20 protein-coding genes are annotated in these 24,773 nt (G+C 30.7%); 13 read left to right on the top strand and 7 right to left on the bottom strand.

From position 1 onward, the window contains the following. Nucleotide 1: 1 nt before the first annotated feature. Complete coding sequence (locus G9F71_RS18185; RefSeq protein ID WP_187353460.1) at nucleotides 2-679, top strand: ABC transporter ATP-binding protein; 678 nt, start codon at nucleotides 2-4, stop codon at nucleotides 677-679. On the opposite strand, the gene G9F71_RS18180 is transcribed toward G9F71_RS18185, so the two are convergent. Together G9F71_RS18180 and G9F71_RS18175 are read right to left on the bottom strand one after the other, a co-directional pair. Next, complete coding sequence (locus G9F71_RS18180) at nucleotides 660-1,352, bottom strand: hypothetical protein (RefSeq protein WP_164949181.1); 693 nt, start codon at nucleotides 1,350-1,352, stop codon at nucleotides 660-662. The genes G9F71_RS18185 and G9F71_RS18180 overlap by 20 nt on opposite strands. A gap of 893 nt (nucleotides 1,353-2,245) precedes the next feature. Further along, entirely contained in the window at nucleotides 2,246-3,076 is an 831-nt protein-coding gene (locus G9F71_RS18175) for an SDR family oxidoreductase (RefSeq protein WP_164949180.1), read from the bottom strand. A 244-nt stretch (nucleotides 3,077-3,320) separates the two neighbouring features. Here G9F71_RS18175 and helD point away from each other — a divergent pair, with 244 nt between their 5' ends. The 3 genes from helD (at nucleotide 3,321) to G9F71_RS18160 (ending at nucleotide 7,923) form a co-directional block, all read left to right on the top strand. Beyond that, nucleotides 3,321-5,615 carry an RNA polymerase recycling motor HelD gene (helD, locus tag G9F71_RS18170; RefSeq protein ID WP_164949179.1) on the top strand — a complete coding sequence of 765 codons (2,295 nt, stop codon included), beginning with the start codon at nucleotides 3,321-3,323 and terminating at the stop codon, nucleotides 5,613-5,615. A gap of 367 nt (nucleotides 5,616-5,982) precedes the next feature. Then, nucleotides 5,983-7,158, top strand: a complete 1,176-nt coding sequence (locus tag G9F71_RS18165) for an FprA family A-type flavoprotein (RefSeq protein ID WP_164949178.1) — start codon at nucleotides 5,983-5,985, stop codon at nucleotides 7,156-7,158. Nucleotides 7,159-7,524: 366 nt separating this feature from the next. Beyond that, nucleotides 7,525-7,923: a hypothetical protein gene (locus tag G9F71_RS18160; RefSeq protein ID WP_164949177.1), complete on the top strand. Its 399-nt coding sequence runs from the start codon at nucleotides 7,525-7,527 to the stop codon at nucleotides 7,921-7,923. 27 nt (nucleotides 7,924-7,950) lie between these two features. On the opposite strand, the gene G9F71_RS18155 is transcribed toward G9F71_RS18160, so the two are convergent. Further along, nucleotides 7,951-8,148, bottom strand: coding sequence for an aspartyl-phosphate phosphatase Spo0E family protein (locus G9F71_RS18155; protein ID WP_125003977.1), 198 nt, complete (start codon nucleotides 8,146-8,148; stop codon nucleotides 7,951-7,953). A gap of 319 nt (nucleotides 8,149-8,467) precedes the next feature. On the opposite strand from G9F71_RS18155, the gene G9F71_RS18150 reads away from it, so the two are divergent. From G9F71_RS18150 to G9F71_RS18140, 3 genes are all read left to right on the top strand, one after another. Then, on the top strand, nucleotides 8,468-8,635 hold the full coding sequence (locus G9F71_RS18150) for a DUF896 domain-containing protein (protein ID WP_125003979.1): 168 nt from the start codon (nucleotides 8,468-8,470) through the stop codon (nucleotides 8,633-8,635). Between the two features lie 53 nt (nucleotides 8,636-8,688). Then, a complete protein-coding gene (gene hprK, locus G9F71_RS18145) occupies nucleotides 8,689-9,609 on the top strand; it encodes an HPr(Ser) kinase/phosphatase (protein WP_164949176.1) in 921 nt (306 codons plus the stop codon). Nucleotides 9,610-9,837: 228 nt separating this feature from the next. Then, nucleotides 9,838-11,244, top strand: coding sequence for an aminopeptidase (locus G9F71_RS18140; protein ID WP_164949175.1), 1,407 nt, complete (start codon nucleotides 9,838-9,840; stop codon nucleotides 11,242-11,244). A 57-nt stretch (nucleotides 11,245-11,301) separates the two neighbouring features. Here G9F71_RS18140 and G9F71_RS18135 read toward each other — a convergent pair whose 3' ends face one another. Then, nucleotides 11,302-12,135: a PHP domain-containing protein gene (locus G9F71_RS18135; protein WP_164949174.1), complete on the bottom strand. Its 834-nt coding sequence runs from the start codon at nucleotides 12,133-12,135 to the stop codon at nucleotides 11,302-11,304. Nucleotides 12,136-12,433: 298 nt separating this feature from the next. Here G9F71_RS18135 and G9F71_RS18130 point away from each other — a divergent pair, with 298 nt between their 5' ends. The 6 genes from G9F71_RS18130 (at nucleotide 12,434) to folK (ending at nucleotide 17,487) form a co-directional block, all read left to right on the top strand. After that, nucleotides 12,434-13,027 (top strand): anthranilate synthase component II, encoded by a 594-nt coding sequence (locus tag G9F71_RS18130; RefSeq protein ID WP_187353459.1) that lies wholly within the window; start codon nucleotides 12,434-12,436, stop codon nucleotides 13,025-13,027. Between the two features lie 9 nt (nucleotides 13,028-13,036). Continuing rightward, a complete protein-coding gene (gene pabB, locus G9F71_RS18125; RefSeq protein ID WP_187353458.1) occupies nucleotides 13,037-14,386 on the top strand; it encodes an aminodeoxychorismate synthase component I in 1,350 nt (449 codons plus the stop codon). 35 nt (nucleotides 14,387-14,421) lie between these two features. Continuing rightward, on the top strand, nucleotides 14,422-15,195 hold the full coding sequence (locus G9F71_RS18120) for an aminotransferase class IV (protein WP_164949173.1): 774 nt from the start codon (nucleotides 14,422-14,424) through the stop codon (nucleotides 15,193-15,195). Nucleotides 15,196-15,265: 70 nt separating this feature from the next. After that, the gene (locus tag G9F71_RS18115; RefSeq protein WP_224626473.1) at nucleotides 15,266-15,772 is read left to right on the top strand and encodes an HD domain-containing protein; all 507 of its coding nucleotides are present in this window, start codon (nucleotides 15,266-15,268) and stop codon (nucleotides 15,770-15,772) included. Between the two features lie 24 nt (nucleotides 15,773-15,796). Continuing rightward, nucleotides 15,797-16,603, top strand: coding sequence for a dihydropteroate synthase (folP, locus tag G9F71_RS18110; protein ID WP_164949172.1), 807 nt, complete (start codon nucleotides 15,797-15,799; stop codon nucleotides 16,601-16,603). Between the two features lie 65 nt (nucleotides 16,604-16,668). Beyond that, nucleotides 16,669-17,487, top strand: a complete 819-nt coding sequence (folK, locus tag G9F71_RS18105; protein WP_164949171.1) for a 2-amino-4-hydroxy-6-hydroxymethyldihydropteridine diphosphokinase — start codon at nucleotides 16,669-16,671, stop codon at nucleotides 17,485-17,487. A gap of 54 nt (nucleotides 17,488-17,541) precedes the next feature. Here the strand turns inward: folK and G9F71_RS18100 are convergent, their stop codons facing one another. Genes G9F71_RS18100 through G9F71_RS18090 form a run of 3 tightly spaced genes read right to left on the bottom strand, consistent with a single transcriptional unit; the run spans nucleotide 17,542 to nucleotide 24,754 of the window. After that, entirely contained in the window at nucleotides 17,542-18,594 is a 1,053-nt protein-coding gene (locus G9F71_RS18100) for a flavodoxin family protein (RefSeq protein WP_164949170.1), read from the bottom strand. A gap of 33 nt (nucleotides 18,595-18,627) precedes the next feature. Continuing rightward, nucleotides 18,628-19,872, bottom strand: coding sequence for a lactate/malate family dehydrogenase (locus G9F71_RS18095; protein ID WP_164949169.1), 1,245 nt, complete (start codon nucleotides 19,870-19,872; stop codon nucleotides 18,628-18,630). A 19-nt stretch (nucleotides 19,873-19,891) separates the two neighbouring features. After that, a complete protein-coding gene (locus G9F71_RS18090; protein ID WP_164949168.1) occupies nucleotides 19,892-24,754 on the bottom strand; it encodes a cytidyltransferase in 4,863 nt (1,620 codons plus the stop codon). Between the last annotated feature and the right edge of the window lie 19 nt (nucleotides 24,755-24,773).

The following is a 24,773-nucleotide window of genomic DNA, read 5'->3' as shown; positions in this document are numbered from 1 at the left end:
TATGCCTATAATTTTAAAAAATGTCACTAAAAATTTTGGGAAAGGTGATGCTACTTTTAGTGCATTATCAAATGTTTCATTGAAAATAGAGGATGGCGAAATGGTAGCTATTATGGGAACTTCTGGTTCAGGTAAATCTACGCTACTAAATATATTAGGGTTCATTGATAAAATTTCAAACGGAGAATATTACTTTGATGGAGAAAATGTAGAAACATTAACATCCGTTGAATTAGCTGAATTTAGAAATAAAAAAGTTGGCTTTGTTTTTCAATATTTTGCACTTCTCAATGACTATACTGTATATGAAAATATACAGTTACCACTATTAAAAACAAAGTTATCAAAAAAAGAAAAGAAGAAAATCATTGAAGAATATTTAATTGAATTTGGAATCACAAGTCAAAAAAATAAGCGTCCGCAAGAAATATCTGGTGGTCAACAACAAAGAGTAGCTATCATAAGAGCATTAGTTACAAACCCCTCATATATACTTGCAGATGAGCCTACTGGAGCGCTAGATAAGAAAAATGGAGAAGCTATAATGAATATATTGAAAGACCTTAACAAAAATGGCAAAACAATAATAATAGTAACTCATGATAATAATGTTGCAAATTTTTGTGATAGAATAATTACCATCGATGATGGTAAAATAATTAATTCTTTATGTGTATAGGCATATGTAAAATGTTTAATTTTGAGAATTCTTCGTATTCGTCATCTTCTAAATTCATATATGCAAAACCTTCATGAGCACAAATTGCTAATATTATTCTTTCTTCTTTGTAAAAGGTTAAGTCTTCAAACTCAGTACCTTCAATTTGGTGAGGATATACAAATAACTTACTCATAGTTGACATTAAATTTCTAAATACATCACCTATTATAAAATAACACATTTCAAACAAGGGTCCGCGGGATGCAGGCGTCATTCGTGTAAACTTAGTGTATAAAAAATCTGCTGTCTTTGCATTAAAATGCTCATATTTTTCATTTTGGAATTCCTCATTTTCTAATTGAAACTCCTCATATCCTAATGAAGTACAAAAACCTATATCTTGTTCAAGAATATGATTCAAACATTCTTCTGCATCCATTTCTGTATCACAGTAATCATTTATTAGGTCTCTATATCCATTAATGTTTTCAATATAGTCTAGTCGTCTTTGTTTATCCTGCGCAAGAATTAATGGTTTATCTTCCGACTGCATTTGATTAAATTCTTCTTGTGTAAGTTTACCAAAATAGTACCTTGATAAAGACAGTTTATTGATTTTCCCACCAACAAATAATAATAACTCATTAAGTTCTTTCCCTTGTAAGTCTTCATTTATAAAAACATTTTTCATACTTTCCCTCTATTCCTCATTTATAGTCTTTCTTTGTACCGTACTTTTTTACAGTTGTGACGCAACTTAAGGAAGTTGCGAATTAACAGGTTTGATTCATACATTAAATTTTACCATTTTTCATAATGTGTTATCTCTTCGAATTTCTTTCGTGGACGAGCTTTTGGTGTTTTCTTATACTTCTGCGTGTTATTTATTTTATACTAATTATAAATGTTAAACCTCATAAGTTTCATTTTAATATACCATTATTACCGTAAATTGTATATTGAAATAATGTTGTATGATTATTTGTAATGTATACATTATTATCCGTAAAATAAAATATTTTTCTTGGATTATGCTAACAAAAGTATATATTGCGTAAAATGCGTTCGAACAAGCCTTAGTAATTACTTGGCGTCGTAAACGCATTTCTAGCGATATATACTTTTCGTTATAGCATAATCTAAGAAAAATTTTTGTATTATGTGATACTGGAACATTTATAATCTAACGCCTTTGACTCCATATATGGAGCCGAAAAATGGGATTTTTAACTTCTGATATACGTGTATATCTTTATTTAGGATAAGGCTTTTATGAAGGTACACCTTCACGCCCTCATATTCCATTAAAATAAATTGTTCTGAAGGAGAAAAATTTTTCTGAGTCTCAATCCAGAGACTTCTTGTAGGTGTTCCTCCTCAACCACAAGAATTTAGTACAGACTTAACCACTAAAACTGAATTCGATTTTCGTATAGCATTAATTGCTTTGTCATCTATAGTTAACATAAAACACCTCCATACCCATAGTGGGTATACCTATACTGATATTCTATTCCGAAAGTGTCTAAATGTCAATGAAGATACAAAATTTAAGATTTCCATAGTAAACTGATTTAGTCTATTCTAAATTTGCTTATTAATATAATCTTTAAGTCTATCATTCCAAGGCGGAATTTCAATATCAAGGGAGTTTTTTATAAGAGAACTATTAACACAGGTATACTTAGGTTCTTTGATGAGATTAAATAGAAGTTTATCTGAGTTTAAAATCAATGGAACATTAAGATTACCAAACTCTATTATACTATTTATTAGCTGTGATTTTGATAAACAACCTTCATTGGTATAGTTATATACTCCATATTTATCAGTGGTTAGAAGCCTCTGAATCACTGCGGTCAAATCTTCAATATTAGTTATGGAAAGAGTGGGATTTGAAAACAGATAAATTGCGGTATGTTTACCTTTTAGAAGTTTTGTAACAAAACAATCATTGCCACCAAATATATTTGAGCTGCGAATAATAAAATATTTGCTGCAAATAGTTTGGATTAATTCTTCTGCTCCGAGTTTACTCTTACTATATGCATTTATTGGAGTACATTCATCACTTTCACTGTAGGGTGCAGATTTAATATCACCATATACATCTGTGCTTGATAGGTACAATATGGGAATATTAAGAGAATTACAACAAGCAGCAATATTTAAAGTTCCTACAGTGTTTACGCCATAGGCTAAATCTTCATTGTATTCACAAATATATTTATTTGTTATGGCTGCAGTATGAATTACAGCATCAGGCTTTAATTCATTCAGAGTTTTCTCAGTAGTTATTTTATCCATTATGTTAAGCTGAGTTTTATCTAACCCATATATAGTATGTGATTTTGACAAGACGCTGCAAAGATATGTTCCAATATTACCTTTTGCACCAGTTATTAAAATATTCATAAATACCCCCTTAAATTTCATACTACTAAATTATATGATTTGGTATTTTTATTATTAAGGAATTCATAAATTTTCTTAAAGAAATTTTACTTACTTGTGATATATAGTATAGGGCATTTGAGATAAAGTAGAGTAGGTCCTCATATTGTATAATTACTTTTTTTAGGGCATGTAAGCATAAATTGACATTTAATGTGATAAATTATATAATTGTAAATCAAAGTATGGGAATGGGGGCGAGGTAATGGCAATAAATAAGAGTGAAATGGAATTAGAAAAGCGTAGACTAGAGGAAACTGTAGACTGGCTCAATAAGCAAGTTAATTTAGCAGCTGAAAAACATGAAGAATTAGAAAAAAAAGTATCTATGTTAAAGAAAAGTTCTGGTGGCACATATAATGAGGAGTTAGCTTTAACACAGCAGGTATATGAGTTTGCAAATAATAATTTACAAAAGTACAGTGAAGCATCTCATAAACCATATTTTGCAAGGATTGATTTTAGTGAGGTTAGGAGAGATAAGGAAAGCTATTATATAGGCAAATTTGGTTTAAATGATAGCAGTGAGGGCGAAGAAAAAGTAATTGATTGGAGAGCGCCCATTGCAGAATTGTATTATAGTGGGCAGCAAGGTAAGGTTAGTTATAAGGCACCTATAGGTTTTATTGATGGTGTGCTATCTCTAAAACGTAAATTTCTTATTGAAAATGAAAAATTAGAAAATGCTTTCGATGAAGGTATTAATGATATAATTTTAAGATCTTCAAGTGATGAAACTGAGGATAATGCATTAGTAGATGAATTTTTAAAGATAAATTTAGAACAAAGCATAGGAAGCAAGCTTAAAGATGTTGTAGCTACAATTCAAAAGGAACAGAATGAAATTATAAGGGCAAGTAAAAATACAGTAATGATAATACAGGGTTCTGCAGGTTCCGGAAAAACTACAGTTGCACTACATAGGCTAGCATACCTCATGTATAAATATAGTGAAAACTTAACTACCCATGAGATTTTAGTTATAGCGCCTAATAAGCTATTTTTAGATTATATTTCTGATATATTACCTAGTCTTGGGGTAAGTGGAGTTAAGCAAAGCACTTTTGAGGATATCGCTTGCAGCATCTTAAAATATAGTGGCAAAATTCACACTAAGGATATGAAATTTTCCTTAGTTATGGAAGAGAGCAATAAGGAAAAAGTGAAATTTATAACTACTAGCAGTAAATTTAAAGGAAGTATGACATATAAAAGTATTATGGATAGATACTTAAAATATATAGAAAACAAAGATATTCAAATTGAGGATATTATGGTGGGGGAATATATATTATTTACTTCAAATGAAATAAAAAGATTATACTCTAAGGATTTAGTAAACTTCCCGTTAAATAAAAGAAAACAAGAGATTAAGAGATATTTCAACTTGAAATTAAAGGTTATAATTCCAGAAGTCTTCGAAAAGATAGATTATACCTATGAGAGATCTATTCAAAGCGCTAAAAGAGATATTAAGGATGAAACTTCTAAAAGAAAAAAAATTATTGAACTTTATGATAAAAGGGATGAGGAAAAAAAGCATTTCAATGCTAATGCTAAAAAAGCCATGGATGAGTATTTTAAACAATGGTCCCAAAAGAGCATAATTGATTTATATTTTAATTTACTTGTGGATGAAGAAGTTTTCACTGAACTTACAGAAGGCAAAATAGGCACAAAGTTATATGATTTTATTAAATCTGAAACTATTGCAAGCATCAGTGGTAGTATTATAGATAGCGATGATTTAGCAGCTTTACTTTATTTGAAGCTTAAAATTGAAGGTTTAGATAAATTCAATTTTTCTCATATTGTAATAGATGAAGCGCAAGATTATAGTAATTTTCAATTATTGATGCTTAAAAGCATTGTAGTTAATGATTCTTTTACAATTGTAGGCGATATTGGGCAAGGTATCTACTATTATAAGGGCATTGAGAGTTGGCAAAAGCTTATTAGTGAGGTTTTTAAAGGACAAGCAAATTATATTCCACTGACTCAAAGCTATAGATCGACTATAGAAATAATAAATGTTGCAAATAGGGTACTTCAAAAGCAAGAAAATTATATAACTCCAGCGAGTCCTGTACTAAGACATGGGAAAGAGCCAGACTTAATAAGTTACAGTGTTGAAAAAGAATTTGTAGAGAAATTAGATGAAATAGTAAAAAGTGTAAAGATAAGTGGAAAGAAAAGTATTGCAGTTATTGGAAAAACCTTTAAGGAGTGCAAATATATAAAAACTCAACTTAAAAAGTACAGTGAAAATGATTGGGAGTTAATAAAAAATACTGATAAAAATTTTCAGTCAGAAAGAATAATTATACCCTCCTATATGACTAAAGGCTTAGAGTTTGATTGCAGTATTGTTTATAATTGTGACGAAGAAAGTTATGGTGATAATGAGTTAGACAAGAAAATATTATATGTAGTTCTTACAAGGGCGCTACATATGGAGTATATCTTTTATAAGGGGAAACCTTCAAGTTTATTAGAATAACTTAGCGGTTAATAATCGCTAAATGCGAAGTAAGAGTTTTTTCGATGCTATAAGGTAAAGTATATATCGCTAGAAATGCATTTTACGCGATATATACTTTTGTTAGCATCATCTAAGAAAAAAAGACTTTAAAGCAGTACTGCGAATTTGAGTTGAATATTTTAATATTTAAGTGACAAACTATAAGATAATAAAGTTATGCGAATTACTAAAAACCTACTAACGAATAATAATTATTAGTTGAACAGGTTTGCTAAATGTGGTAAAATATATTATATATAAGAGGATTAAAATCATATAAGTTTATAGGTGTGGTAACAGTTGATGATTGTTATCTTGCCAAGAGAACTACAAGGAGGATTTTAGAATGAAAACAACAAAGTTAAAAGACAATATTTATTGGATTGGTGTAAACAACCCAGAGCTTAGGGTGTTTGATATTATAATGGAAACAAAAAAAGGAACTACTTATAATTCATATTTAATAGACGATGAAAAAATTGCTATAATAGATTGTGTTAAAGATGGTTATTTTGAAGAGTTTTTAGGTAAAATAAAAGGTGTTATTGGAGAAAGAAAAGTTGATTACATAGTTGTTCAACATACAGAACTGGATCATAGTGGTTCTTTATCTAAGTTCTTAGAAGTTTATCCAGAGGCTGTTGTTGTTGCTTCAAAAGCTGCTATAAGCTATTTGAAAGAAATTACTAATAAGGAATTTAACAGTAAGCCAGCAATAGAAGAAATTTGTTTAGGTAAAAATACCTTACAATTTATATCAGCACCAAATTTACATTGGCCTGATACAATCTTTACATATATTAAGGAAGAAAAAATATTGTTTACTTGTGATGTAATGGGCTGTCACTATTCACCAACTAATTGTATAACGGATGCTTGTTCAGGTGATTATTTTGATGAAATGAAATATTATTTTGATGTTATAATGGGACCTTTTAAAAAGTTTGTAAATATGGGTCTGGATAAAATCAAAGATTTAGAATTAGATATGATAGCACCAAGTCATGGACCTATACATATAGATGACATTAAAATGTATTTAGACCTTTATAGAGAATGGGCTAAAATTTATGAAATAAAAGAAAAAAATGTTCAGATTTTTTATGTTTCAGCTTATGGTAATACTGAAATTGTTGGAAAATATTTAGCTAAGAAAATCAATGAAAATGGTATAAAAGCTGAGGCTCACGAAATTACATCCATGAATTTAAGCGATATTGTGGAATTAATTGAAAAAGCTAGTGGTATTATGATAGGTTCTCCAACTATTAATCAAGATGCTGTAAAACCTGCTTGGGACGTTTTATCTCTTGTGTGTGCAATAACCAATAGAGGCAAAGCAGCAGCAGCTTTTGGATCATACGGATGGAGTGGAGAAGGTATTCCTATGCTTACACAAAGGCTAAAGTCTTTAAAATTTAACGTGGTAGAAGAGGGACTTAAATTTAAATTCGTTCCAAGTACTAAGGAATATGAAATGGCTGACAACTTTGTAGAAGCCTATTTAGAAATTTTAAAATAGTCAATCACAGTTTACCTTAAATAAATAATTAAAAAGGGAAATTTTACTTTAATGACATTTCAGGAGGAAAGTATCCTACTTATATAAGTGGGAGTTACATGCTGCAACAAAGAAAAAACTTAAGTGGGAATCTAAACATCCTTCTGAAGTCGTTAATTGCAGCTCCGCAGGAGATGATTTAATAGTGGAGTTTTCCTTTTTTTATAAAGAATTAAAAGCATTTCATATGTAAATAATATGATACATAAATATATTAATTAATATTATTTGAATTTGTTATAGAAAAAAAAAGCTATTTCTAGTATTATTTAAATAAGCATAAAGTAGCAATGAATAATTTACAAATATAGTATGGAGGGGATTTATATGAATAAACAATATATAATAAATTTTTTAAAAACAAATGATTTAAGTGATATAGCTGAAATTCAATATAAAAAGGGCACCATAGCTATAAAATTTAAATATTATTATGATGAAGTAGAAGTAGAAGCAGCTACCTGTTATGCAAATGAAGAAGGCAATTTTAAAGAGGATAAAGAGGACTGGTACGAAGAATATTTTCTACCTTATTTAAGTGATATTGCAGCAGATAATGTGGAAGATATCATGGAGGAATGTGCGGAGCAAATGGAAATTGAGTACGAGTTTATTGGCTGTGATATATCACAAGATGCATATGAATTTAATGAATTCGCTGTAGTTTTTTATGGTGAAGATGCAGATATAGAAATTGATGATATTTTACTTGAACTAGATATCTAAATTTCTTTTATAATAATAGGTGGACGGTTAAGCCACTTTTTTGCAAGTGGCTTTAACTTTTTCATACTTAACAATAACTTCATCTAATTGCTGACTGCAAGATACAACTATTTTATCAGTAGGTTTTTTAAAATTCAGTAGAAAATGCAATATCAGTCTTAATGATTCTAATTCTCTTTTTATAAGTTGTAATTTAATATTCATAAATTTATACCTCTTATTCATATACTTGTACTCCTTGTTGTTAATTTTGTTTTTGTAAAGCAAATATAGTATACCAAATTATTTAAATCATGTTAGGTTTTTTCTTAGTCAATAAAATATACAAAATTACAAAATAGACTATAAATTGGGTAAATAATCAAACACAACATGGTAAAATATACCAAATAAACCCATGCAAATGTTTGAGAAAGCTATTTTACATAATATGTAAATGACGAAAAAGGTCTTAAATTTCTTGTGCTATAATTATAAGAGATAGAACGCGTTTAATTTTCAATAGTTACTAATAAAAAGTTAAAAATAGTATAGGAGTGATATTATGGGTATAGATGAGTTAACCAATAGAATAAATTACCTTTACAAGAAAAGCAAAGAAGAGGGACTTACGGGTGAAGAAAAAGCAGAGCAGCAAGAATTAAGACAAAAGTATATTGATAATGTTAAAAGAAATTTTAGAGCGCAATTAGATACAATAAAAAAAGTATAATAGAAGGATTAAAAACAATAAATTTACTAATGAGTAGAAATGGGGGGATTTTAATGGATGTTACTATAGAGGAATTAATAGAGAATTTTAAGTTAGAGGTTTTAGTGCAAGGAGAAAAGGGTAAATTAATTAATGTTAGTGATATTAATAGACCAGGGCTTCAAATTGCAGGCTTTTATCAGTATTTTGATAATAAGAGGGTTCAATTAATAGGCATGGCAGAGTGGGGATTTCTAGACTGCATGGAAGTAGAACTTAGGAAGAAACGAATTAATAAATATTTTAAATTAGATCCGTTTTGTGTTATTTTTACTAGGGATTTGGAACCTCATAAAGAAATTCTTAAGGCAGCGCAGGAAAATGGTACATGGATTTTAAGGACCAAATTAATTTCCACAAGATTTATTAGTAAGCTTACAAATTTCTTAGACACTAAGCTAGCCCCAGAAACTAGACTTCATGGAGTTCTAGTAGATGTTTATGGCATAGGAATATTAGTAAGTGGTGAAAGTGGTATAGGTAAGAGTGAATGTGCCTTAGAATTAATCAAAAGGGGACATAGACTTATTGCAGATGACGCGGTAGACATTAAAGAAATTGATGGTGTGCTCCTAGGAAGTTGTCCATATATAACTTCGGGTATGCTGGAAGTAAGAGGTATGGGAATAATAGATATTCCAGCGATTTATGGTATGAGTTCTGTTCTAAACACTAAGACTATTAGTATATATATTTCACTTACTCTGTGGAATGAGAATGAAGAATATGATAGGCTTGGTATAGATAATGAATTTATGGACATTTTAAATGTGCCTTTAAGAAAGATAACCTTGCCAATTAGGCCGGGTAGAAATATAGCGGTGATTATAGAAGCTGCTGCAGCTAATTATAGATATAGTTTGAATTCTAAGATAACACCTGTTGAGACCATAAATATGAGAATAGAGGAAGTAACTGCAGCTCGAAATAATTAAAAAATAATTTATTTTAATAATATGCAATTTTCAGATAATAAAACTTCGAAAATATACAGTGAATACCATAAATATATTGTTTATTTGTAAAATTTGAAAGTTTTATTTGATTTAGGACCAACTAAACCCAAAACTGATTTTTTTAGACAGTTTTGGTATTTGTAATTCAATAAAATATTTAGTAGAATAGTAAATATAAAAAGTATTTATATTAGGGGGTAATTAAACATGTCTGATGTTAAAGATTTAGAAAAAAAATATGAATTAGCTTGGGACAAATACACTAAAAGTGATTTGGAAAAAGTATTCGCATTATCTGATAATTATATAGATTTTATGTCAAAATGCAAAACTGAAAGAGAGTGCGTAACTGAATTTATTACTTTAGCTGAAACAAATGGTTACAAAAACATTGATACTTATATAAAAGATGGCACTGCATTAAAAGCCGGTGATAAAGTTTATGCAAACTGCATGGGAAAAACTTTAGCATTATTTTTAATTGGTTCTGAGCCTATTGAAAAGGGTTTTAAAATTTTAGGGGCTCATGTTGACTCGCCAAGACTTGATTTAAAACAAAATCCATTATATGAAGATTCTGATTTAGCATTAGTTAAAACACATTATTATGGTGGAGTTAAGAAATATCAATGGGTGACTATCCCTTTAGCTATTCATGGTGTTGTGGTTAAGAAAGATGGCACTGTAGTAAATATAGTAATAGGAGAAGACGAAAAAGAACCAGTAGTGGGAATATCAGATCTTCTAATTCACTTGTCTGCAGACCAAATGCAAAAAACTATGGCAAAGGGTATTGAAGGCGAAGATTTAAATGTGTTTATGGGAAGTATACCAGTAGAAGATAAGGAAGCTAAAAATAGAGTTAAGTTAAATGTATTAAGACTTTTAAATGATAAATATGATATAGATGAAGAAGATTTTGTATCTTCAGAGTTAGAAGTAGTACCTGCTGGGCGTGCTAGAAGCTATGGACTAGATAGTAGTATGGTTATGGCGTATGGACATGATGACAGAGTTTGTGCTTATACATCTTATGAAGCATTAATGAACATCAAAGAAACAGATAAAACTTGTATTGTTTTACTTGTGGACAAAGAAGAAGTAGGCAGTATTGGCGCAACAGGAATGCAATCTAGGTTCTTTGAAAACACAGTAGCTGAAGTTGTTAATTTAATGGGAGAATATAGTGACTTAAAAGTAAGAAGAGCACTCGCGAGTTCTAAAATGCTATCTTCTGACGTAAGTGCGGCTTTTGATCCAAACTTTCCTTCAGTTATGGAAAAACGTAATTCTGCATATTTTGGTAAAGGTATAGTTTTAAACAAGTATACTGGAGCTCGCGGAAAAGGCGGATGCAACGATGCAAACCCAGAATTTATTGCAGAGCTTAGAACTATAATGGCTAAACATAAAATTTCATGGCAAACATCAGAGCTTGGCAAAGTAGATCAAGGCGGCGGTGGAACTATAGCTTATATACTAGCTGAGTATGGTATGCAGGTTATTGATTCAGGAGTTGCTCTTCATAACATGCATGCACCATGGGAAATTGCAAGTAAAGCAGATATTTATGAGGCTTGTAGAGCTTACGAAGCATTCCTAATAGAGATTTAAAAAAGTATATATTACGCACTAAATGAAATGAAAAAAGGGATGTGAAAACATCCCTTTTTATTTGTCTAATTCATTTACAAAGGCAGCTAGTTCATTATGACTTAGGAAAACTGAACCAATTACACCATGACTAGTATCTGAGGTTGTAATCCCATGGAAATCTGAACCAGCAGTAATAAATTTATTATACTCTCTAGCCTTTGCTTTTAGAAAGGCTTTTTGTTTTTTTGTATTTATTGGATAGACGGCTTCAATACCATCAAAATCAAAACACATCATTTCATCTATAGAAGACTTTTTAATTAGCACAGGGTGTGCAAGTACTACCAATGCATTAACTTTCTTTAACATAGCTATACCATCAGCTGTTGAAATTTTCTTGGTTTGCACGTATGCAGGGCTATCGTTTGAAAGCAAATTATCAAATATATATTTCCAATCATATTTGTAACCAGCATTCATTATAGCTTTAGCTATATGAGGTCTAGCTATTACCCCTTTGGCATCATCTAAAATTTTCTGGTAATCTAATTTTATTTTGAAAAATGTATTTAGATTTTCCACTATTTTTTCAGCTCTTAATACTCTATAAATTTCCATTTCTTTTAAGTAATTTTGAAAAACACCATTTTTATAACTATCATCTTTAAAATAACCTAAAATGTGAATACTTTCTTTATTGTGAATAGTAGAGAGCTCTATGGCAGGAACTACCCTTATATTTTCACGTGCACCCTCTCTAATTCCTTCTTCAACATTTAAAGTAGTGTCATGATCTGTTATTGCAATAATATCTAAACCTCTTGTAGAAGCTGTATAAATTAATTCCTTAGGACTTAGTTTTCCATCAGATGCATTTGTATGAAGATGGAAATCACCTTTGTTGTACATAAAATCACCTCGAATTTAAAGTTTATCATAAATAATATTAAAGTAACTAGAAAATAATTATGATATTTTATTTATATAATATCATTTTAACTAATAATGGTGAATATTAAAAGGGGTTTCTAACAAATAATAATTATTATTTGGAGAAATACCAGAAATTCTAAACAGTTTTAGTAATATATACGTTTAATTTTAAAGAATATATGAATCGCTTTTAGTGAACTCTTATCCTAATCCTAATGATTTTCTGCAAAATATTTGCTATAATAGGTAATTATAAGAGAATAGGAGATAGATTATGTTTTTGATGATAGACAACTATGATTCATTTGTATACAACCTAGTTAGATACTTTGAAGAATTAGGTGAGGAAATATTAATTTATAGAAACGATAAAATTACCTTTTCAGATATTGAGAGAATTAAACCAGAAGCCATAATAATTTCACCTGGTCCAAAATCTCCAGAATATGCAGGGATTTGCATGGAAATAGTAGAAACCTTTAAAGAGAGTATACCTATTTTGGGAATATGCCTTGGTCATCAGATTATTGGTAAGGTATTTGGTGGTAAAATTATTCAAGGAACTCAGCCAGTACATGGAAAAGTATTTGAAATTGTACATAGTGGAAAATATATGTTTAAGAATATTGTAAGTCCAATGAAGGTTACAAGATATCATTCCTTAATAATAGAGAGAGAATCACTACCAGATGTGCTAGAGATAACTAGTGAGACGGAGGATGGGGTTATAATGGGAATAAGACATAAGCAATATCACATTGAAGGGGTACAATTTCACCCTGAAGCAGAGCTAACTGAGTATGGACACGAAATTCTTAAAAATTTTATTAATGAGGTCAGAACTAAAAATAAAGTTATAAAAAGCTAAGGAGAAAAAATGAAGCTACTAATTGAAAAATTCAACACAAAACTTGATGGATTTGAGATATATTCACTATTTAAAGAAGATTTAAATACAATGTTATTAGATAGTGCTAGAGATGCGGAAACTTTAGGAAGATACTCTTTTATAGGGGTTAACTGTTTTTTAACTTTTAAAAGTAAAGATGGTAGATGCTACAAGGGAGAAGAAGTATATGCAGGGGATACCTTTGAAGAGTTAAATAAAATCATAAAAGAATATGCTATAGAAAACAATACTGATCTTCCTTTTGTAGCTGGCGGGATGGGGTATTTTTCCTACGACCTTGCTAGGGAAGTTGAAGAGCTACCTAATATAGCAAATCAAGATATAGATATACCACATTGCATTTATAATTTTTATGATAACGTTATTGTCTTAGATAATCTTGAAAGGAGTGTTTATATATCTGCACTAGGCTTACTTAAATCACCAAAAGACAGTATTTTAGATATTGCAGAGCTGATACAAAAGGGCAATAAAATTGTATATGAAAAAGTAGGAAGCATAGTGAATAAATTTACTTCGGGTTTTGAAAAGAAGGATTATATCAATACTGTATCAAAGGTAAGAGCTTATATAAAAAGTGGGGATATATATATTACCAATTTAACTCAAAGATTTAGTTGTAACACTCGTAAAAGTGCATATAAAATATATAAAGACTTAAGACATATAAATCCAGCTCCTTTTGCTGCCTTTATGAACTTTGAAGATTTTAATATAATATGCTCCTCCCCAGAAAGATTTCTGTCAATTAAAAACAGAATGGTAGAAACTAGGCCTATAAAGGGCACTATGCCAAGAGGAATAGATGAATCAGAAGATTTGAAAAATAAAAATATATTAATAAATAGCGAAAAAGATAAGGCTGAACTTTTGATGGTGGTGGATTTAGAGCGAAACGATTTAAGTAAAGTATGCAAACCCAGCTCTGTTAAAGTAACTGAACTTTTTAAATTAGAGGAGTATAGTACAGTATTTCATTTGGTATCTACAGTAGTAGGTGAACTAAAAGATGGGATAAGCCCTCTAGAATGCATTAAGGCTTGTTTTCCAGGAGGTTCTATAACAGGAACACCTAAAATACGTTCAATGGAAATTATTGAGGAATTAGAGCCAGTAGGTCGAAATGTGTATACAGGGGCACTTGGATATTTAGGCTTTGATGGAAACGTGGATTTAAATATAATTATTAGAACAATCTTAATAAAAGACAATAAGGCTTATTTTGGCGTAGGTGGCGGAATAACTTGGGATTCTAATGAAGAATGCGAATATGATGAAACCTTAGATAAAGCAAAGGCTTTGATGCGAGTATTATAGAGTATTGCTACATGGGTGACACCTAAGGAGGTATTATGATACTTATAAATGGTAACTTAAGCGAAGACAAGATATCTCTTGATAGTGGCTTTTTCTTTGGAAGAGGAGTCTTTGAGACTATATTAGTTAAAGAAAAACCAATATTTCTTAGAGAGCATATAAAAAGGTTAAATAGTGGACTTAGCACACTAGGGGTAAATAAAGAAATTACAGAAGCTGAAATTTATGCTGGTGTGGAAAAGCTTAGCCCTAAAAACTCTGTGCTTAAGATTATGGTATCTGAGAAAAACACTATAATTACTAAAAGAGAAATTCCATATATAGATAGTGACTACGCGCGAGGGTTTTCTTTAGGATTAAGTGAGACACGGCGAAATGCACATTCTAATTTAACTTATGTGAAATCTTTTAACTATGTAGAGAATATTATTGAAAGAGATAAGATTATAAAAAAAGGATATAATGAAGCACTATTTTTAAATACAGAAGGATTTATAAGTGAGGGAGCTGTAAGTAATATATTTTTTGTGAAAAATGGGATTATATTTACGCCAAAGATTAAATGTGGCTTATTACCGGGTATTATTCGAGATTTTATTATACAAAATTCATTGCCAATGGGATTTGAAATCCAAGAAGGTGAGTTTACATATGACGAATTAATAAAAGCAGAGGGCATTTTTATAACTAATAGTATTATGGGCATAATGAAGATAAATAAAATCGAAGATAAAATTTTTAATGAAAGTTTGGTTGTTTCCCAAATAAAAAAGTATTATGATAGATGTGTAGAAAATTATAAGGAATAAGGCATATGAAAATAGACTAGCAAATTGATTTGTTATTTGTTTTAACTAGCCTAAATACTACTCCAAAGGGGTGGAAACAATAGAAAAAAATTTAATAAATGATAAAATCAATATTATTATAGAAAACCATAGTTTTCAGTATAATTTAAAAAAGATAGAAAATCTAGAAAAACAAAGAGAATTTTGCAAACATGATATGCCGCACTTTTTAGATGTGGCAAGACTTATGTACATAATAAGTTTAGAAAATACCTTGAATATACCCAAATATATGATTTATGCAACTGCACTTTTGCATGATATAGGTCGTGGAGAAGAGTATGAGAATGGTACACCTCATGATACTGCTAGTGTGGAAATTGCGAGTGAAATATTGAAGCAGTGTAGTTATGATATTGAAGAAATAGATGAGATTATAGAGGCTATAGGAAATCATAGAAATAATACTGAAAAATCAAATAGTTTAAGCTATATATTATACAAGTGTGACAAGCTTTCAAGAAATTGTGCTAACTGTGTGGCTAGTTATGATTGCAAATGGCCTGTGGAGAAGAAAAACTTGAAGATAACATACTAAAAATTATTTTTTAGGAGGAAATTTATGAAAATAGGAAACAAAGATTTTGAAATTGGTAAAAGGACGTACATAATGGGAATTTTAAATGTTACCCCTGATTCCTTTTCTGATGGGGGAAGATTTAATAATATTGAGGCAGCCATAAAGCATGCCAAAAGGATGGTCTCTGAGGGAGTAGATATTATCGATATTGGTGGTGAATCTACAAGACCAGGGCATAATTCTGTAAGTGAAGAAGAAGAGATTAAAAGAGTAGTGCCTATTATAGAGGCTTTAAAGAGGGAGATAGAGGTTCCTATTTCTGTGGATACATATAAAGGTAAGGTTGCAGAACTTGCCATAAAAGCAGGGGCAGCTATGATTAATGATGTATGGGGGTTTAAGAAGGACGATTACATTGCAAAAGTTGCAGCTAAGTATAATGTGCCTTGTTGTTTAATGCACAATAGAGATAATAGAGAATATAACAGTTTAATGGGGGATATATTAAAAGATTTAGAAGAAAGTATAGCAATAGCAATAAAGGCAGGAGTTAAAAGTGAAAATATAATACTAGACCCAGGTATTGGTTTCGCAAAAAGTTATGAGGAAAATTTAAAAACTATGAATAACCTAGAAAAGCTAAATAGCTTAGGATATCCAGTACTGCTTGGAACCTCAAGAAAATCTATGATAGGATTTGCACTGGATTTACCTTCAAGCGAAAGGCTTTGCGGGACCCTTGCAACTACTACTATAGGAATAATGAAGGGTTGTGAATTTATAAGAGTGCATGATATACTGGAGAATAAAAGAGTTTGCGTTATGACGGATGCTATATGCAGAAGTTAAAAGATGATAATGTAGATTTAAGAAATACTCTTAGTTACAAAGGAATATAGGGGGGACATAATACTATGGACAAAATTTATATAAAAGACTTAGAAGTATACGCTCATCATGGTGTATTTCAAGAGGAAAAAAACTTAGGACAAAGATTTTTAATTTCACTAGAGCTTTTCCTTAGTTTAAGGGAAGCAGGCACAACTGATGACTTAACTAAAACAGTTCATTATGGTGAGCTTTGCCAATTTGTGGAGGAAGAGTTTAAGAAGGAAAGCTATGATTTAATAGAAAAAGCTACAGAGAAATTAGCTGAATTTATACTTTTAAAATATGATTTAGTACAAAGAGTAGTAGTTAAAATCAAAAAACCTTGGGCACCTATTGGAAAGCCACTTAGGTATGTATCGGTAGAGGTAGATAGAAAATGGCATATTTCTTATATTGGTATAGGTGGAAATATGGGAGACAAAGAAAAAAATGTTAAGGGAGCACTAGAGCGTATAAATAATTCACTGCATACTAAAATAACAAAAACATCAAAATTTTATGAAACAAGTCCTGTAGGATATCTAGAACAAGAGGATTTCTTAAATTGTGCTATTGAGGTAAAGACACTTTTAAATCCAGTAGAGCTTGTACGATTCCTATTATCTATAGAAAAGGAGTTTAAAAGGGAAAGAGTTATAAGGTGGGGCCCTAGAACTTTAGACTTGGATGTATTACTTTATGATAATATTATTAGCCCGCAAGAAGAAATAATATTGCCACACCCAAGAATGCAGGAAAGAATGTTTGTTTTAGAGCCATTATGTGATATAGCACCTTATGTTATTCACCCAATTTTGAATAAACCTATAATCCAAATCAAGGAATCTTTAAAAAATAACTAATAAGTAGAATAAGGTTTATTTTTAAAATATACCTAAAAAGGAAATAAAAGCGCATTAGGCTTTTATTTCCTTTTTAATATTATCAGCAAAATCTTTAGCTGATTCATGAATTTGCGGAACTTTAAAAATTTCACCAGGGTCATTAGCAATAGCCATTATAGAAAAATATGGTGGCAATCTAAAGCCCTTATTTACATTTAGGGCTCCAATTAATTGTTTACTAATAGAATCACTTCCAGAACTACCGGATACCACCACTGCAAAAATATTCTTATCATAAAAGGATATTTTTCTATACAGCACTGTCAACCTGTTTATTACAGCTGTTAAATTTGAAGCTATTGCATCATTATAGTTAGGACATAGCCATATTATTGCATCAGATTTTTCAATGGAGGGAAGAACATCATCTACCATTACTCCACCATAAAAGCATTTATTTTGAGTGCCGTAATGAGTACATAATTTATAAGAGCAACCTTTACAGTCTAAAACCTCTCCATTTTCTATTTGTAGTTCTTTAATATCGTAAAGCGAGAGATGATCCGATGTCATATGCCATAAATCCAAAGTATTAGAAGTTTTATGTGGACTTGAGTATAGCACTAATATTTTAGGATTATTTATGGTAATTGGGTTATATTCTAATAATCGATTTCGAAGCCTAGAGCACAGGTTCAAACAAATTTCTTCTAAGGGTAAATTTAAAATTTTTTTCCAAGTGAGAAAATTTCTAAGGGTTGAAGTAGCTTCTACTACGCTGTGCCCTATGAAGGAGCAACCTAAGTTGTTTGCAAGATATATAATATCTTGACTTGTACGTTTGGTACCATGTTCCGTACTACTATGAACAAGGACAGCAGCAGAAGAACCCAAAAGGCATTTATTGCCCTTTTCATATAATTTCGAAAAGAATTGTAGCATTGAAATATCACAATTAATATCTGTACTTTCAGAAGCAAAGAATATTTTCTTGTTTTGAAGGTCAGGAATATTGTTAGGATCCTCCACTAAAGTATAATTGTTGTAACGAGTAACCTCGCCTATCATTTCTGAAAGCATGGGAGATACATTTTTGCTTGGTACAATTACAAATAGATCCTTCATAAAAACCCCCTTTTTACAAACTTCTTAAATAAATTATATAAAGTCACGAAGAAGTTTATAGGTTGAATTTAACTTACATAAGAGTACTTCATTTAGGTTCAAGGTTTCAAGCTCAGTTCCAGATGGTAGAAGTCTATTTCTAGAGCCCATAAAAGTCCCCCCAATAAATGTTGCACTATAATGCCACTGTGAATTAATAGTGGCGAGTAGTGACAAAGTTCCAGAAGAAAGAGCTGGAGCAATATATGGTTTAAAGCCTGTAGATCTAACTTCTAAATTTGCAGTCTTAGTGCTGAGAGTTAAAGAATCTGAAAGTGATTCATTATAATTTTCAATACTATCTGCTATGATGAGACCTTCACCATGTGGTCCAAAAGCTCTACCTTCATGTATATAATGTTTTGTAGTATCTTGCTGCATGGCATAATAACAAGCTCTAGCATTCATAACCCCCAGGCCATACCCTCTAATTTGTTCTGGAGCTAGGCCCTTAAAGTCCATATGCCCGAAACTATCTTTATTACTTTCAACAAATGCTACTTTGCAAAGCAAATCCACTGGATCTGATACTACTGCAAATACGCCAATAAATCCTTTTTCACGTGCAAGGGTAGCATAGTGGGAAATTACTTTAGAATTACCTTTAAACTGTGCGAGTCTAACATCTGTAGACTCTTTTCCAACCTCGGGTACGCCAACAGATACACAAAATACAAACATATCACAGTCAAAGACATCTTCTTCTTTTAAGGACACTATATTTATAGAATTTTCATTCATGTCTGGTGAAAGGATTTGACTAAGTTCATATTTGTAGCGTTCATTGCGATTTGTATCTCTATCGTAAAGTCCGAGACTTTGAATTTTTTGAGCGCCTAAGAGTTTTAAACCTGTAAGTAAAGTGCCACCAACATCCCCAAGGCCTATTACATTTATTCTCCATTTATTAGGCGAGCTGTATGTTAATACCTGCTGCCAGTTAGGATACATGGTATTCAAAGAGGTAACTCGATTATTAACAATAGCTTCTTTTATCCATTGTGGCACTTTAACAGTGAATGCTACAGGCTTTACAAGTAAATTTAAGTTTTCTTCTTTTAAAAAGAGAAAATTCTCATGGGAAACAGAGAAACTCCTCCGACCATGTTCTGGGTTAATCTTACTAAGGGCAAAAATCATGCCCTTATATTTTGCGGCTTCACTTTCAGACATAATCTCAAGACTTGGATATTCTTCATTAGATATTAATAATTTTTCGTGGGAAATATAGTAAAACATTTTAAGCACCTCTTTTTATTTATAATAAATTATCTAACCTACGTAATTGCTGTAAATCATTTTCTAGGTAGTGGGAGGGTGAAATATTTAAATCATAATGCATATCACGTCCAATATCAGGACAGCGTGGAACAGTAAATACTTCACCGAGTGAAGCTAAAGTTAAATTACGAGTATATAAGATATGGTATTCATTTTCCAGAACTTTTAAAAGCTCTATAGAATTTTCAATACACACTCTTGATAATTCATAAAGATTTTTGGGTAGTACATTTTTTATGAAAACTGGGTAAGTATAGGGAAGTATTAAATTAATGGAGGGAAGTAAGTTTCTTTTTGGGTAAGTGCCTCTCCATAGCGCATCTCCACCAATAAATGGGTATAGTGTATTCTCATTAAACCAGATTTTAAGCTTTGGTATAAAGTAAACACTATCAACATCGCGATTTTGCATATCCATTAGATCCTTTCCTCGCCCAGATAGAATGCCAGCAATAATTTTTTTTACATTTATGGACTCCTTTTTTAAGAGAGGGTCTAGAGCTTTCATCCTATAACCTTTATGAAGTATATTATCTACTAGTATCACAGGTCTATTAAAAGACTTTATCATTTTAATTTGATGCTTAAGATTTAAGTAATAAGGGAATTCTCCAATATGAAATTTCTTAAGCTCAGGATTAAAAAACTTTTCTGTATGTAGTGATTTTGTAACAGTATTTGGAACTATATATCTGTCAAGAATATCTCCATAAGGTACACACATAGCTTCCCCATTTTGCTTTGTATGGCTTATTTTAATTGGGACATCATTTTCACTACAAACCTTTTTTATCATTTGTTGGTGAAGTACATCACTATCAAAGGATAATACGAGTTCTCCAGGATACAAATCAGATATAACCTGTTGCAAACGCTTTCTTGTACTGCAAATAACTTGCTTTACCCGTGCACTGCTCCTAAAGGGTTCTTTAAGAATATTTTCTAAATCTAAGTTTAATACACAAGGACTATTCATATCCACCACAAGAGCAGTTAAACTAGGATCAGTGGTATCAACTTTTTTAAAACCATGTAAATATAGAAGTTCTATTAATGAAGGAGCATACAATTCTTGCAAAATTGGTTTGAAAATTGCATATTCATAATCTTTAGATAAGGCATAAGCTAAAGACTCTGTAATAAGTATTTGCTCTAGTATTTTATTTTTCTCTTTACTTTTTTCCTTATTGTTTATATACACTAGATCAATAAGGATAATTCTACCAGATGCGTTTTCACGAACATATCTTGATAATTTATCATCATATAATTCACTGTATAAAATATTGGAACGAATCCAATGCATTGATGCAAAACCTAGAATCTCATGACTTTGGATATTTTTAATTATGACAAGTTTTGGCGCTATTTTTTTCGATAGCTGGGTTAAAATTTGGAAAACAAGTTCTTTGTCACTACAGGAATTAGAGAGCTTTTTTATAAAGCTTTCAGTAAACTCTTCAGCAAACTCAATATCTATATGAGGATATGCCAGTGATAGCTTATCCTGTGGTTCTCTTTGATAAAAACCATTTTCATAAATATACTGTTGAACTAGCGGATCAATTAAGCTTGAAATATCACGGTTGTCATCAATATAATTTCTTATTTGACTAGAGCTAATGCTGGCATAATTAGAAGGAAGATTTATTAATTTAATTTCTCCAAGGATTCTTTTCTTGGCCTCATCTAATTGTTTGTTTTTTCCACGCTCAAAAATTATATGTGGAAAATTGTGTATAGAGAATTCTGTTATAGGCTTTTTGTAGCAAGTAGCATTTAATATAACATCACTGCCAGCAACAAAATAAACCTGAGATCCACTAAAGTTTTCCGTTAACTCTTTCAAATCCTCTGGATTAGAAATATTTGTTGGAAAGCTTTCTGGATAAATAAAAATATCTAATTCATCTGCAATGGACATACTTAGTAAATTTTTACGAAGTAAATTTGGTAAGGTTTTCTTTGACCAAGAAAACTCATCTACAGATAAATAAACTTCAAAACCCATATTTCTTATAGATTTTGCAATGTTTTTATGACTAAGGGAGAAGGGGTCAAAGGTGCCCGGGAAAAAAGCTGTTTTTGAAGGAATAGGTATATTAATTTCACCTATAAAGAAACTGAAATCTGATATAAATCTATATATGTGATTTAGTGCTGCAGAATTTGTAAGGAAAAGTAACTGTTCTGCGCTATCATTCGCAATTAGTGTAAGAATTTTTTTTGCAGTTAATTTAAATATAACAATTTTCTCATCTAAAGACAACAGTTTAGAACCAAAAACATCTTTGCCCAGGGTAATTATGGCGGACTGTTTAACTTTTGTTTTGTAATCAGCTAGACCATTTAAAAGGATACCAAGTATATTTAATAGGCGGTTATCGTAATCCTCTGATTTCTCAATAAATCTACTTCTGTACTTAGGATAATTAGCTAAGCACACACCTAGAGTCTTAAGAATAAGAGGCTTTACATTTTCATTGGCTATTTTTATTTTGATTTTTAAATCATCAATAATTTCATTTAACTCCACAGGTTGTAACCAAAGAAGGATTTCACCGAAATATGGTGGAATATACTCAGTAAATCTATGGCCTTCTATCTCTAGTGCCCGAAGAAGTTCTACTGAAATTTCATTTCGTTCAGGTAATGTAAGTGTTGGCATAATTTTAAGTATGGCAATGCCTGCCCTACTGCGAACACTCTCAATAGCACTTACTTTAAGCAAATTACAAAAATGAATAGCTGTATGTAGTCCTGTGGCAGGGGCTTTATTTAAAGTATAATTTAACAATAAATCGATTTGGTTTTTCTTTTTAATCCAATCAGTTGCTGTTTTTAAATTGCTTAAAAAGATATCAGGTATTTTTGCATAATCCTCTTCACAAAATTTTTGAAAAATAGGAATAGAAGTTTTAAGATTAAGCAGTGTGAAAATTCTAAGTTTAAGTAAATTTTCCGCAGGGAGTTTACTTTTAGTATAGTAACTGGAAAACTGTCCTATTAAATTTTCCTTTAAATAATTAGATTTTGGAAGCTTTATTATTAAGTCGTTTATAATTTCTAAGGCAGAAAGCCTTAAAATACTGCTTCTTTTGTTTGTCATTGAAATTACATATTTAAACAATACAGACAATTTCTCTTCATAAGGTTCCATGGGAATATATTTTGCAGTTACGAGTAAAAACAATTGAGTTTCCGTATTGCCAAAGTGTGCAGAATCATAATACTTAAGAATAATATTTCTATAGGGGATGAGCATACTTTTTCTGCAATTTTCAAATAAGCTATTAACCATAATTCTAGTGCTATATCCCATCCAAGTTTTATGACTTGAAATCATTTTGTGGCTTGGATAAAGTAATAAATTCAAATATTCCGCAAATAAATCTGAGCTTGGTGTATTAGGGTTTTCTATATTAACATTTTTGGGGATTTCCTTGCTATAGTATTCGTCGAAGATAGCTATAAGCACTCCAATAAGCTGAGCACAAACACGTCTAATATCGTCTTCAGAATGAGTAAGATTATCATAGAGAAACTTAATAGTCTGTAGCTTTTGTTTTTGAGTTAAATATGTAGAATATTCTTCAAACACCATTATATATTGTCTTAAATTTTTCCAGTCTTTTTCACTTCTAGCTTGTTCTAATACTTCATCTAAAGAAAATTCGTCACGCAAGGTATGCATTAAGTTAATATTATGATTTATAGAAAGATATTTAAGATTTTGAACTATATCATTTCCTTGCATTAGTGAATAAATTGGAGATTTTGGAATCTCATGATTTTCATTTTTATCTAGACAGGTATTAATGCCAATACTAATTAAATAATCTTCAAAATCTTTTAGTTTAGCATATACCCTTCTATATCTTTTTTCTTTTTTTTCATCAACATTTTCTAATTTATCGAGTATAACCTTAAAGGATTTATCTAAGGAGAAGATGTTCATAGTGGGGCCTTGGATAGTTTCAAGATTTTTAACTCTAAAGTCAGAATATATTAATATTAGTGATTCTAGTGATAGGTTCTCAAGCTCTAAATCCCAGGTAGAATGATTTATTGCAATATTTCTAATGTAGTTTATGTTATGTTTTTTAAACCATTGATCTGTGTAATAGTAATGTAAATGAGGCACTCTTTTAAGGTCATCACCAAAGCAACCATATTTTCCAACATCATGCCCAGCCGCAGCTCCTGAAACTCTACCTAAATCTATTTTAACATTCTTGCGCTTAAGTTGCCTTGCAAGATGTAGCGCAAGAGAGTGCACTCCACAAATATGGTCAAGGGTATTATATTTAAAAACCTCACCATTAAGTTTCATCATCTCATATATATAATCTTTTTTAAAAGCTTTAGTGAATTTTACATATTCATCGTTATTTTCTAAACTTTCTATTTCTTCCTGTAGTAAAAAATTCATGGCGTATTCACTTTGCCAAGTGCTATCACTATAACTTTTTTGAACATTGCATACAATTCTAAGAACTGTTAGATATAGTCTGCAAGCAGTTTCTAAATTACTATGAAGTGTCATAGTTACAGCCTCTGGAAAGGATTTATCCAATGCGAAATTATATAGGTATTTAAGCATGTCTTTGGGTAAATTATCTTTGCACAGCTCAGTCATCACAGGTTCACAAATTAAAAGAGTGCGTGTGCATGTAAAATCCATGCATTCTATCATAATTCTTAAGTTTTCTAAATAGCATGAGCTTGATAAAAAATCTTCTATAAGAGCTTTTGGAATATCATGTCTTTTCAAATATTTTGGACTTAATAATTTTTTGGATATTTTTTGATTAATCTCTTTAAAATCTATAGCTTGCATGAATACCTCCTCATAGTTA

The organism is Clostridium sp. FP2 (assembly GCF_011065955.2).
GTDB lineage: Bacteria > Bacillota > Clostridia > Clostridiales > Clostridiaceae > Clostridium_AD > Clostridium_AD tagluense.
The sequence above is the reverse complement of the archived record's forward strand: the minus strand, read 5'-3'. Positions and strand labels throughout refer to the sequence as shown.